This window comes from Methanovulcanius yangii (assembly GCF_018687785.1).
In the GTDB taxonomy this organism is placed as follows: Archaea; Halobacteriota; Methanomicrobia; order Methanomicrobiales; family Methanomicrobiaceae; genus Methanovulcanius; species Methanovulcanius yangii.
Map to the genome: position 1 here is coordinate 646,339 of NZ_LTBL01000001.1, position 11,900 is coordinate 658,238.

General features: G+C 57.4%; 10 protein-coding genes and 1 tRNA gene. 7 read left to right on the forward strand and 4 right to left on the reverse strand.

The features are described from left to right. Positions 1–54 precede the first annotated feature (54 nt). From AZH53_RS03260 to AZH53_RS03270, 3 genes are read left to right on the forward strand one after another with little or no spacing between them, the layout of a single operon-like run. On the forward strand, positions 55–822 hold the full coding sequence (locus AZH53_RS03260) for an MTAP family purine nucleoside phosphorylase (RefSeq protein ID WP_319642113.1): 768 nt from the start codon (positions 55–57) through the stop codon (positions 820–822). Next, complete coding sequence (locus AZH53_RS03265) at positions 819–2,132, forward strand: amidohydrolase family protein (RefSeq protein WP_319642114.1); 1,314 nt, start codon at positions 819–821, stop codon at positions 2,130–2,132. Before AZH53_RS03260 ends, AZH53_RS03265 begins: the two co-directional genes overlap by 4 nt. Positions 2,133–2,191: 59 nt before the next feature. Continuing rightward, positions 2,192–3,211: a YbgA family protein gene (locus AZH53_RS03270; RefSeq protein ID WP_319642115.1), complete on the forward strand. Its 1,020-nt coding sequence runs from the start codon at positions 2,192–2,194 to the stop codon at positions 3,209–3,211. Here the strand turns inward: AZH53_RS03270 and AZH53_RS03275 are convergent. After that, positions 3,208–4,908 carry an AMP-binding protein gene (locus AZH53_RS03275; protein ID WP_319642116.1) on the reverse strand — a complete coding sequence of 567 codons (1,701 nt, stop codon included), beginning with the start codon at positions 4,906–4,908 and terminating at the stop codon, positions 3,208–3,210. The genes AZH53_RS03270 and AZH53_RS03275 overlap by 4 nt on opposite strands. Before the next feature lie 93 nt (positions 4,909–5,001). On the opposite strand from AZH53_RS03275, the gene AZH53_RS03280 reads away from it, so the two are divergent. Then, a tRNA-Trp gene (locus AZH53_RS03280) sits at positions 5,002–5,174 on the forward strand. Between the two features lie 36 nt (positions 5,175–5,210). On the opposite strand, the gene cooS is transcribed toward AZH53_RS03280, so the two are convergent. Further along, positions 5,211–7,115 carry an anaerobic carbon-monoxide dehydrogenase catalytic subunit gene (gene cooS / locus AZH53_RS03285; protein ID WP_319642117.1) on the reverse strand — a complete coding sequence of 635 codons (1,905 nt, stop codon included), beginning with the start codon at positions 7,113–7,115 and terminating at the stop codon, positions 5,211–5,213. Positions 7,116–7,637: 522 nt separating this feature from the next. Between cooS and AZH53_RS03290 the strand changes: the two genes are divergently transcribed. From AZH53_RS03290 to AZH53_RS03300, 3 genes are all read left to right on the forward strand, one after another. Continuing rightward, positions 7,638–8,828, forward strand: a complete 1,191-nt coding sequence (locus tag AZH53_RS03290) for a bifunctional 5,6,7,8-tetrahydromethanopterin hydro-lyase/3-hexulose-6-phosphate synthase (RefSeq protein ID WP_319642118.1) — start codon at positions 7,638–7,640, stop codon at positions 8,826–8,828. A 74-nt stretch (positions 8,829–8,902) separates the two neighbouring features. Next, positions 8,903–10,078, forward strand: a complete 1,176-nt coding sequence (gene nifS / locus AZH53_RS03295) for a cysteine desulfurase NifS (protein WP_319642119.1) — start codon at positions 8,903–8,905, stop codon at positions 10,076–10,078. Between the two features lie 19 nt (positions 10,079–10,097). Next, the gene (locus AZH53_RS03300; RefSeq protein WP_319642120.1) at positions 10,098–10,481 is read left to right on the forward strand and encodes an iron-sulfur cluster assembly scaffold protein; all 384 of its coding nucleotides are present in this window, start codon (positions 10,098–10,100) and stop codon (positions 10,479–10,481) included. A gap of 13 nt (positions 10,482–10,494) precedes the next feature. Here the strand turns inward: AZH53_RS03300 and AZH53_RS03305 are convergent, their stop codons facing one another. Together AZH53_RS03305 and AZH53_RS03310 are read right to left on the reverse strand one after the other, a co-directional pair. Beyond that, positions 10,495–11,151, reverse strand: coding sequence for a metal-dependent hydrolase (locus AZH53_RS03305; protein ID WP_319642121.1), 657 nt, complete (start codon positions 11,149–11,151; stop codon positions 10,495–10,497). Between the two features lie 65 nt (positions 11,152–11,216). Then, positions 11,217–11,852, reverse strand: coding sequence for a response regulator receiver protein (locus tag AZH53_RS03310; RefSeq protein WP_319642122.1), 636 nt, complete (start codon positions 11,850–11,852; stop codon positions 11,217–11,219). Positions 11,853–11,900 lie beyond the last annotated feature (48 nt).

Consider the following 11,900-nt stretch of genomic DNA (forward strand, 5'->3'; position numbering starts at 1 on the left):
GGTCAGATTCTGAACCGATAAACATATGGATTCTTTGGATTTCCCACATCTTAAGTGGAAGAACAAAAATATGATATGCATGGAATCCATCGTGCGGATGCACAGTATCATATCCATCGGTCAGGCGGAGGTGACAGGACGATGCTCGCCATAATCGGTGGGACAAGTCTCTTTCACGCAGACCTCCCCGACCTGTCCCGGACGGTGACGCATACCCCATACGGACCGGCCGAACTCTATCTGGGCGAGGTGGCCCTCCTTCTCCGGCATCAGTTCAACCGGCCGCCTCACCGGATCAACTTCCGTGCGATGGCATCGGCGCTCGCCCTTGCAGGCGTCGACCGCGTGGTTGCATTGGGTTCGGTCGGGTCCCTCAGGACCGCTCATCCGCCGGGGACGATACTCATCCCGGACGATTACCTCTCCATGGCCCCGGTCCCGAGTATCCACAACCATATGCAGCAGCATGTGATGCCCGAGATCGATGCAGGACTGCGCACCCGCCTTACGGAGATCATCCCGGACGCACGCAACGGCGGCGTCTATGCGCAGACCGCCGGGCCACGTATCGAGACACGGGCGGAGATAGCAGCCCTTGCAAAGGTCGCCGATGTGGTCGGCATGACGGTCGCCTCCGAAGCGACCCTCTGCAACGAGCTTGGCATCCGGTTTGCCGCCGTCTGCATGGTGGACAACTATGCCCACGGGGTCACGGAGGACATCCTCTCCTACGAGCACATCCTTGCGATGGCAAAGGCAAACACCAAACGCACGGAAACGATTGTCACATCCATCATCACCACCCTCGGAGCAAACGAATGACACCCGAAGACGATTTTTTCACCCCCAATACCTCGAAATACATCAGCGGTGCATGCATCGGCAAAACACCGCAGGACATCTACATCGGCCCCGACGGCACCATCGTTGCGGTCGGCACCGATATCGGCGAGTACCGCGGTGACGCGGATTTCCTCGTCGATGCCTCGGGAACGATCGCCACACCCGCCCTTGTCAATACCCATACGCACGCAGCGATGACACTTCTTCGCGGATATGCAGACGACATGTACCTTCAGGAGTGGCTCAGCGAGAAGATCTGGCCGCTCGAAGCACACCTCACGGGAGAGGGTGTCTACTGGGGGACCCGCCTCGCATGCCTCGAGATGATCCGGACAGGAACCGTCGCCTACAATGACATGTACTTTTTCATGGACGAGGCCGCCCGTGCCACCGCTGATGCCGGAATGAAAGGAACGTTTGCCCACGGGTTCATCGACCTCGGGGACGAAGAGAAACGCGAGGCGGAGATACGGGCCACAAAGGAGTTGTATGCCGCCATTGCCGCGATGGAGAATCCCTCCCTCCGTGTCGCCGTCGGCCCCCATGCACCCTATACCGTCTCCACCGAGGGGCTGGAGTGGTGTGCGCAGTTCAGCCGGGAGAAGGATATCGGCCTTCACATCCACCTTGCAGAGACAAAAAAAGAGGTAGACGACTGCATCGAACAGCATGGCATGCGCCCTGCAGCCCTTCTCGATGCATGCGGATGCCTGACGGAGAGGACCGTGGCCGCCCACTGTTGCTGGCTCGATGAAGAGGAGTGCCGGCTCCTCGCCGGACGCGGGGTCACGGTCTCTCACAACCCCGTCTCGAACATGAAACTGGCGGTGGGCCGGGCGATGCCGTACCACTGGCTGACGGCTGCAGGTGCACGGGTGAGCCTCGGGACCGACGGGTGCTCCTCGAACAACAACCTCGACCTCATCGAGGAGATGAAGTTTGCCGCACTCCTCCAGAAATTTGCATGGAACTCGAGCGTCCTCCTCCCCGCCCACGAAGCTCTGTCGCTTGCGACATCCGTCGGCGCCCGTGCCCTGCGTACCGGTGGCGGAGCGATCGCACCGGGTTTTGCGGGCGACATCATTCTCCTCGGCACCCGGACCCCCTCCATGGTTCCGCTCCATAATGCGGAGTCGAATATTGTCTATGCGGCATCAGGTGCCGCGGTATCCACTGTCTTCTGCAACGGGAACGCACTGATGCATGAAGGATTCATCCCCGGGGAAGAGGAGATTCTCAGCCGGGCGCAGGACTCTGCGAATGAACTGGTTTCCCGTTCCCTACCCTGAAGAGGAACAAATCTTTTTTTTGGCGATATGTTTATACCTCCGGTCATGCATTCTGCATCATGGCGCAGGGGAGCAGAAAACGCCGGTTTACACAGCCAAGGGTTGTGATCAGCAGGTGCATTGAATTCGAACCCGTCCGGTACGACGGGGGCATCATACCAAGCAGGGAAGTCGCCCGTTTGAAACCGTACATTGAATTTTTACCGGTCTGCCCGGAGGTGGAGATAGGTCTTGGGATCCCGCGGGAGACGATACGCATCGTCCGGACAGACGGCGACGACCATCTGATCCAGCCATCAACCGGGCGGGATGTGACAAGGGAAATGCAGACCTTCTGTACCCGGTTTCTGGATGGAATTCCCCCTGTCGACGGATTCATCCTCAAGAACCGCTCGCCGACATCAGGGATCAATGGCGTCCGTATATATCCGTCCGCACAGCCGTCCGCACCTGTCGCATACGGTCCCGGCTTCTTCGGGGGCGAGGTGCTCAGGCGATACCCCGGGTATCCCATCGAAGATGAGGGCCGCCTGCGAAACCATCGCATCCTCGACCATTTCCTCACCCGGATATACACCCTTGCCGACTACCGTCTTGTCGAAGAGGCCGGAACCATCGATGCCCTCGTCGGGTTCCACTCCCACAACAAACTCCTCCTGATGGCCCACAACCAGACCGGGTATCAGGAACTCGGCCGACTGGTCGGGTCCCATACGAAACAGGAAGAATCAACGGATCTCATCGCCCGCTACCGCCTGCTCCTCGTTCCCACCATTGCACGGGCTCCCACCTATGCGGAGAACATCAATGTGATGCTCCACAGTGTCGGACGGTTCAAACACCAGCTAAAATCTGAAGAAAAAGCGGTATTTCTCGATGCCCTCGAAAGCTACAGGGCGGGAACCGGCACGCTTGCCGGCCCGAAAAATATCCTGAAATCATGGATTGCACGGTTTGGGGACGAATACCTGAATGAACAGACATTCTTTGCCCCCTATCCGGATGCACTCATGGAGTACCCGGCCGAGGAGACGGAACGGGGCCGGGATTTGTGGGCTGATTTCCGTAAGGCGCCTTAGGCGGTCTCGATGCTGGCCTCATCCTCGAGGCCCAGTTCCTTTATCGAGATCTCCCGCATCTCGACTTTTCTTATCTTCCCCGACACCGTAATGGGGAATCCGTCGACGAACTTGACATACCTCGGGATCTTGTACCTCGCAATCCGCCCGTTACAGAACTCCCTGACCTCTTCTTCGGTCATCTCAAATCCATCATGGAGTTTTATCCATGCCATCAGCTCTTCGCCGTACTTTTCATCCGGTACACCGATGATGTACGCATCCTCGATCTTCGGGTTGGTATGGAAGAATTCCTCGATCTCGCGGGGATAAATATTCTCTCCTCCCCGGATGACCATCTCCTTGATTCTCCCGACAATCCGGACATACCCCTCTTCGTCCATGATGCCGAGATCCCCGGTATGGTTCCACCGGTCGGCATCGATGGTACTGCGGGTTGCGCTCGGATTGTTGTAGTAGCACTTCATCACGACATATCCGCGGGCGCAGATCTCGCCGGGCATCCCGCGGGGAACGATCTTCTGGGACTGGGGGTCGATGATCTTGAGTTCGACATTGGGAAATGTCTTGCCCACCGTCGACACCCGCCGCTCGAGCGGATCGGAGGTGGTCGTCATCGTAACCCCGGGGGATGTCTCCGTCTGGCCATAGACGATCACGATCTCCGTCATGTTCATCTTGTCGGCCACCTGCCGCATGTACTCAATGGGGCATGGAGACCCTGCCATGATGCCGGTCCGGAGGGTGTCGTATTTGTATTTCTTGAAGTTCGGGTGCTTCAGTTCGGCGATGAACATCGTGGGAACCCCGTGCAGTGCCGTGCACCGTTCATTCTGCACCGTCTGGAGCACCTTCTCCGCATCGAAGGTGGGCGACGGGAGAACCATGGTCGAGCCGTGGGTGACACAGGCCATGTTGGAGAGCACCATCCCGAAACAGTGGTAGAATGGCACCGGGATACAGAGGCGGTCCTTCTCGGTAAACGACATTCCTTCGCCGATCGTAAAGCCGTTGTTCATTACGTTATGATGGGTCAGCACCACTCCCTTCGGGTATCCGGTGGTCCCGGAGGTGTACTGGATATTGATGGGGTCGTCAAAGGAGAGGGTTTCCTCGCGTTCCTGCAGCTCTTCGGGACTGATATTCTCTCCCATTTCATGGATCTCGTCCCATGTGAACATGCCGTTGTACGGAATATCGCCGATGAAGACCACATTTTTCAGGAAGGGGAATTTTTCGCTGGAGATCTTTCCCGGTCTCGACTCGATCGCCTCGGGGCATGCTTCATAGAACATGCCGACATAATCCGAGGTCTTGAAGCGCCCCTGGATAAAAAGCGTATGGATTTCAGCCTGTTTCAGCGCGTATTCCAGCTCGAAGGTACGGTACGCCGGGTTGATATTGACCATGATCGCACCGATCTTTGCCGTGGCAAACTGTGTTAGAAGCCATTCGGCATAGTTCATCGCCCAGATGCCGACACGGTCCCCTTTGCGCACCCCGAGTGCCATGAGGCTGCGGCCAAGCTTTTCGACCCGCTCATTGAATTCACGGTATGTCCAGCGGATATCCTGTTCGACTGCGACCACAGCTTCGGTATCCGGATATTTACTGACCGTATTGTCCAGCATCTCACCTATTGTCATTCCCATCAGGGGAATGTTTGAAATACCGCTTGCGTAACTTGGCTGAACCATCCCATTCCTATACGAATTATGGATACTTAGCTCTCGCGATCAAGAACACAATTCTTAAGTTTCCCGCTTGCGTAGTTATGATGCACCTTTGGAGGGGTCGTGGCCTAGTCCGGCATGGCGACGGGCTCCAGCGGTCTTTGCGAATGATGAACAATGGGTCTCCTGACACTTCGGATGATGACCCGTTGGAGCACTGACGCAAGTTATGTGCTCTCTCGCATGTCGGAGAGACCCGTCGATCGTGAGTTCAAATCTCACCGACCCCACTTTTAAAAAAGGTTGTATTTTCTGTGTTATTCTGCTCAGAGCCCGAGCTTTGTCCTTTTGCTCTCGATATGGTCTGCAATTCCATTCGCGGCAGCTTGGGTATCCTCTTCGAGATGCAGGACGCCCCCGGTGATGTCGGGGAGTTCTGATGTGAGGAGCCGTACGAGATTCGGCCCCCCGGTGACGGTCGGGACCGGGTTGACATAGGTGTAGAGCCCGAAGGCAAGGGCGAAGATGGCATCGATCGTCGCCTTCTGTTCCATGTACTCGGGAGCAGCGGCGGCAACCGGCAGGTCGGCGACGGGAACTCCCCCGAGCGCTTCCGAGACCGCATACAGAAGATCCGCACACCGGCCGGTATCGGTGCAGGTGCCAAAGCTCAGGACCGGCGGGATACCAAGGGCCTCACAGAGACCACCGAGACCTTTCCCGGCAAATTCCTTCGCCTCAGGCGAACAGAGGCCCGCTACCTGAAGGGCGGCGCTGCCGCACCCCATCGAGAGGACAAGGATGTCCCGGTGAACGAGCTCTTTTGCAAGGGCGACGGTTTTCACATCCTGTCCCGAATCCCGGAGCGTGGTGCAGGAGACCAGTCCCACGATCCCGCGTATGGTTCCCTCCTTTACCGCATCGAGAAGAGGAGTAAGGGAACCGCCCAATGCCTCGGTGATGCTCTCGGGGGAGAATCCCGCTATCGCCGTTCCCACGGGAAAGCCGGTGACGGGCGTCACGGCAGCCCGTCTGCGGGGATAATTATCAATTGCCATGGCAAGGATGGCCTCGGCCTGCTGCTCTGCTTCCCGGGGTGCATAGTTCAGGCGTGTGTCCGCTCCTTCAAAGGCAACAAGATCGCTGACCGGCAGGAGGACAAATTTGTATTTGTCAGCATAGACCGGGTCGAGGGGGAGGGAGCAGTTCATGTCCGCGACAAAGACATCCACCGCCCCCGTCGCAAGAATCGCCTCCTGCATGATCCAGTTGCCGGTGTACCCGTAGAAGACCTCGTCATTCTCCCACCGCTGGATCATCTCCTGCCCGGTCTCGATATTGCCGATGATCCGAAGACCTTTTGCCCCGGCGGACCGTGCCTTCTCCTGCCACTTCTCCTCCCGTGCGACATCGATGAGGGCAAACCCAAGGAAGGGTTCATGGCCGTTCGGAAGTACATTGACGTAATCGGGGTCGAGCACGCCCAGATCCACCCGGACCTCATGCGGCCTCGGGATGCCGTAGAGCACGTCCTGAAGATGTTCGAGGACGAGCTGGCTCTGGTATGCCATCGCAATCGACAGGCGCATCGCCTTCAGGGCAAGGCTCACATAATACCCGTCGACATTGGTCAGGCACGAACCGGTCGCGTTCATGATCTCTGCATGAATACCGCCGGGAAAGATTCCCAGATTCTTCCATACTTCCTGTCGTTCCCACGGAGCGAGTGCCGCAACAACAGTGCTTTCATGCTCGACCGGGGAGATGAAGTCCTTCTCGACAACATCACATACCCGCAGCGCCGTCTCCTCGATGGTATCGCCGGGAGTGATCCCAAGCCGTTCGGCGAAGGTTATCAGCTTCTCCGGTTCCCGTATGGAAAAGGGCGTCTTTCCAAGGGCCGTCTGCCGGAGAGTACGGACCGTCTTATCAGCATGATAATGATATGTAGAGGCTCCCATGAGGTTGCGCAGGAGCATCATCCGCATCGCAATGCCGTCAGCAGATATGCCGCAGACACCCCGTTTATCCTCTTCGGCATTTACCCGGCACGGACCATTGGAACAGAAGTCACAGCGTGCCCCTGCCATGCAGAACCCGCATCGCTTGTCCGGGTCGCCGCCGAATCCCTGCGCCTCGTAGCGGTCCCATACGTTCGACATCCCGTCGGCACGGAGTTTTTCATACATCGCACGAACGGATGCATGATAAGATATTCTGTCATCCTCCATCGACATTCACCTTACATACCGCGCATGATGCCGTCTACCGGTATAAATATGTCGACGCCTGAAATGGCCATATTCCGGAAAACACCGGTATCGGGGGTTGCCATCCGGAAATATTCTCATATTGACGATATTCGCTGATTCTGCACAATGCTCCGGAGGCGCCTTCGTTTTCTTTTCACGCACCACCCGGATAGGGTGCCGACACGACACCCCTTCCCCATTCCCTCCCCTCTTCGTCACTGCACGAATACCTCCTGATCCCGGACATGTCGGTTGAATTGCGCCAATCCGATGGGGAGAACGGCAAACATACCATAAACGGGGCCAAATGACGCTCATCCTGCAGTGGACGTCCCCTCGCACCTGAACAAACCCCGGTCTTCCTACCCCAAACTCTTCTGTGCGGCCCGCCCGCAAAACACCCCAATTGACGAACAGCTCTTCGACACATCCCGGTTCCCATTCAACCCGACACGTGGATTTATGTACAGAGAACTCCCATAATAACGCAGGAATTTAACCATGTTTCTTATAGGAGAATCTCTCGAAGGCGAGGGAGCAGAACTCGCCCACATCGATCTGATGATCGGTGACAAAAACGGCCCCGTCGGGATGGCCTTTGCAAATGCGGCATCACAGCTTTCCGCAGGCCACACCCCGCTTCTGGCGGTCATCCGCCCCAACCTCCTGACCAAACCGGCAACCCTCATCATCCCGAAGGTGACCCTCAAAAAGGAGGAGCAGGTCAATGCAATATTCGGCGCTGTTCAGGCAGCGGTTGCAAAGGCGGTCGCCGATTCTGTCGAGGAAGGCATCTTCGACGATATGGATCTCGAAGAGACCGTCATCCTCGCAAGCGCATTCCTGCACCCCACGGCACAGGACTACAACCGCATCTACCGGTACAACTACGGCGCCACCAAACAGGCAATCCAGCGCGCCATCGCCGGATTCCCGGACAAGAAGACCCTCATCCACGAGAAGGACCGTGCCGGCCACGCCGTCATGGGCTTCAAGGTCCACCGCCTCTGGGACCCGCCCTACCTCCAGGTCGCCATGGACCTCGTCGACATGAAGTCGGTCGAGCGTGTTCTTCGCAATGTGCCCCAGAACGATCACGTGCTCATCGAGGCCGGCACCCCGCTCATCAAACAGTTCGGGCTCAGCGTCATCGGTGAGATCCGCAAATACCGTCCCGAGGCATTCATCATCGCCGACCTCAAGACGCTCGACACCGGCAACCTCGAGGCACGGATGGCAGCCAACGCATCCGCAGACGCGGTCGTCGTCTCCGGGCTTGCACCCATCGCCACCATCGAGAAGTTCATCATCGAGGCAAAGAAGACCGGCGTCTACTCGGTCATCGACATGCTCAATGTCGAAAAGCCCGCAGAACTCGTAGCCGAACTTGCCAAGCGCGGCGCCGTCCCGAACGTCGTCGAGATGCACCGTGCCATCGACGCCGAGGGTGATGAATACAACTGGGGCGACATCCCGGCAATCAAGAAGGCCGCCGGCGGCAAACTCCTCGTCGCAACCGCAGGCGGTATCCGCCAGCACGTGGTGAAGGACGCACTCAAGGCGGGCGCCGACATCCTCGTCGTCGGACGTGCCATCACCGCATCCAAGAATATCTGCAATGCAGCCGAGGGATTCCTGGAAGAACTCAACAGTGAAGAGATCGATCAGTTCAGAATCATGACTGATTTTTAATATCCTTTTTTTCCAAACCGAACCCGCCCCGAAAAGCATAAGGTTCCCGAATAAGAGAATCCAAATGCGATTTTATGAACCAACCCCATACAACGGACGTTCCAACCGTCTATCTTGATCACTCCGCAACGACACCGACCCACCCGGACGTCGTTGCCGCGATGCTCCCATATTTTACGGAGCATTTCGGCAACCCCTCCTCGCTCTACCGCCTCTCGAATACGAGCAGGGAGGCCGTCTCAACGGCGCGGGAACAGGTTGCCGCGGCACTCGGGGCGAACGCAGGTGAGATCTTCTTCACCGCCGGGGGCACCGAATCAGACAACTGGGCACTCAAGGGGGTGGCATGGGCCCGCAGGAACGAAGGACGGCATATCATCACTTCCTCGGTCGAACACCACGCCATCCTCCATTCCTGCGAATATCTCGAGACACAGGGATTTTCCGTCACCTATCTCCCGGTCGACCGGTACGGGATGGTCGACCCCTCGGATGTCGAGGCCGCCATCACCCCGGAGACGGCACTCATCTCGGTGATGCTCGCAAACAACGAAGTGGGGACGATTCAGCAGATAGAAGAGATAGGCGCCCTCGCCCACGACCACGGCATATGCCTCCACACCGACGCCGTCCAGGGCATCGGCCATATTCCCATCGATGTCGATGTCATGAACATCGACCTCCTCTCCCTCTCCGGCCACAAGTTCTACGGGCCGAAAGGAACCGGCGCACTCTATATCCGCGATGGAACAGACATCGATACCTTCATTCACGGCGGTGCCCAGGAGAAAGGGCGCCGTGCAGGGACGGAGAATGTACCCGGCATCGTCGGCATCGGTGCCGCAATCGAGCGGGTCACCAAAGATATACCCGGGCACCAGAAACGGGTAGGTGCTCTTCGCGACATGCTGGCATCCGGCATCACCGAACGTATCCCCGACAGCCACTACAACGGCCATCCGAACAAACGGCTCGTAAACAACGCCCACTTCTCGTTTCCGGGACTGGACGGCGAAGCCCTTCTTCTGATGCTCAACCGACGGGGCATCTGCGCCTCCATCGGCAGCGCCTGCAGCTCGGGAAGTGACGACATGTCCCATGTTCTCCGTGCGATGGGAGTCCCGGCGGCACATGGACGGTCGTCCCTCCGGCTGACCCTTGGGGATGATAATACAAAGGAGGACGTCGAATATGTACTGGACGTTCTTCCCCAGGTCGTCGGACGCCTGCGGGACATGGCGATTTTCTGACCACACGGAGTGACGGCAGATGTACAATGAAACAGTAATGGACCACTTTGAACACCCCCGCAACGTCGGGGATATGGAAGACGCCACCGTGGTCGCCGATGTGGGGAGCCCGGAATGCGGCGACCGCACGAAACTCTACCTGAAGATCGAAGACAATGTTATCGTGGATGTTTCATTCAAGACGCTCGGATGTGCCGCTGCGATTGCATCCAGCAGCAAGGCCACCGAGATGATCAAGGGAAAGACCCTCGAGGAGGCATGGGCCCTCACGAATATGGATGTGGTGGAGGCGCTGGGCGGCCTGCCGGAACCGAAGATTCACTGTTCCGTCCTTGCCGAAGGCGCCATCCGTGAGGCCATCAACACCTACCGGAAGGACCAGGGACTCGTGCCCTGGGAATAACAACAAAAAAATATTATTTAATTTCCATCGATTCTCCGGGAGAGAGGACCTGCACCGATATATCGGTCGTCCGCTCCACGGCTTTTTTGTAGGCATGCGGGTCCTGCCTGATGGCCTCGAATGTGTTGTAATGCATCGGAATGACGATCGGAGCTCCGACGAACTCCGCGGCCATCATCGCTTCAGCAGGCCCCATCGTAAACCGTCCGCCGATGGGAAGGCAGGCGACATCAGGATGATAAAGTTCACCGATGAGCTTCATATCGGAGAAGAGGGCGGTATCCCCCGCATGGTACACCGAGATGCCGTCCATCGAGATCACGAACCCCGCAGCGCCACCGCCGTAGAAGCCCTGCCCCGCCATCTCCATCCACCCTGAATGCAGGGCAGGCGTCATGGTGAACCGGACACCATCCACCTCGATGGTGCCGCCGAGGTTCATGCACTCGGTCTCCAGTCCATGGGTTGCAAGATATTTTCCGATTTCATTGATGGCGACCGTCTTCCTGCCGAGTCGTATCGTCTCCCCGACATGATCGTCGTGACCGTGGGTGAGCGCCACCATATCCACGTCATCAGGAATCCCGCCCTCCGGGGCAAACGGATCGATAATGATCGTCTTCGTGCCCTCCAGGAGGAAGCATGCATGTCCGAGCCACGTGAGTTTCATAGGGAAAGATGGATCTCTTCAATAAAAAATCAGACGGAAAAAGAAGGGACGGAAATGGAGGGGAATCAGGACAGGTCCGCCAGTTCCGCTTCGGTGATGTCGATGGCTTCCGAGAGGCCGTCGTTTACAACGCCACCCGTCATCGACTCGGTCAGGTCGCGGTCCTCCATGACATCACGGATCCGCTCGAGGAACGGGTCCAGCGTCGGATCCCGCTGTGATTCGATCACATGCCGGTATTCACGGAGTGTCGACGGGCTGATGCCAAGTTCCTCGCTGATCTCCTTCATGGTCTTGCCCGAATCGAGGAGCGCCTCCATCTGGGCAGGGTCGAACGGCATCTTGAAATCCAGTTCGCGGAAGAGCTTCAGGCGCACACGTGCCCGTGCCACCGTCTTGGAGAGCTTCTCATCGCCAAGAGTGCGGGCAATCTCGGTATCGTTCTTGTTGTCATAGTATGCACAGACCAGCTGTGCCAGCTGACGTGGCGCGAGTTTTGTCTTGAAATGCCCCTGGTCCAGGACCTCACGCATGATGAGCGCAACTTCGCGTTCGATTGCCTCTTTGTCCCTGAGTGTGCCGTGAATCTTTCTCATCGGCTCAACAATGGTCGTCTTGCTCGTAATATTGGTGAAGAGATCCAGAAGTTCCTGTTTCCTCTGGTTCATCCGTACCTTCTTTTTGCTCTTGCTTTCGCGCATAGGCTCACACCCCGTAATTCTGCTTTATAATGTCCACGATTTGATATA

Coding starts and splice junctions, on each gene's coding strand:
- AZH53_RS03300 (WP_319642120.1), top strand. CDS start 10,098: ATGTACAATGAAACAGTAATGGACCACTTTGAACACCCCCGCAACGTC.
- AZH53_RS03265 (WP_319642114.1), top strand. CDS start 819: ATGACACCCGAAGACGATTTTTTCACCCCCAATACCTCGAAATACATC.
- AZH53_RS03305 (WP_319642121.1), bottom strand. CDS start 11,151: ATGAAACTCACGTGGCTCGGACATGCATGCTTCCTCCTGGAGGGCACG.
- AZH53_RS03270 (WP_319642115.1), top strand. CDS start 2,192: ATGGCGCAGGGGAGCAGAAAACGCCGGTTTACACAGCCAAGGGTTGTG.
- AZH53_RS03290 (WP_319642118.1), top strand. CDS start 7,638: ATGTTTCTTATAGGAGAATCTCTCGAAGGCGAGGGAGCAGAACTCGCC.
- cooS (WP_319642117.1), bottom strand. CDS start 7,115: ATGGAGGATGACAGAATATCTTATCATGCATCCGTTCGTGCGATGTAT.
- AZH53_RS03310 (WP_319642122.1), bottom strand. CDS start 11,852: ATGCGCGAAAGCAAGAGCAAAAAGAAGGTACGGATGAACCAGAGGAAA.
- nifS (WP_319642119.1), top strand. CDS start 8,903: ATGAACCAACCCCATACAACGGACGTTCCAACCGTCTATCTTGATCAC.
- AZH53_RS03275 (WP_319642116.1), bottom strand. CDS start 4,908: ATGGTTCAGCCAAGTTACGCAAGCGGTATTTCAAACATTCCCCTGATG.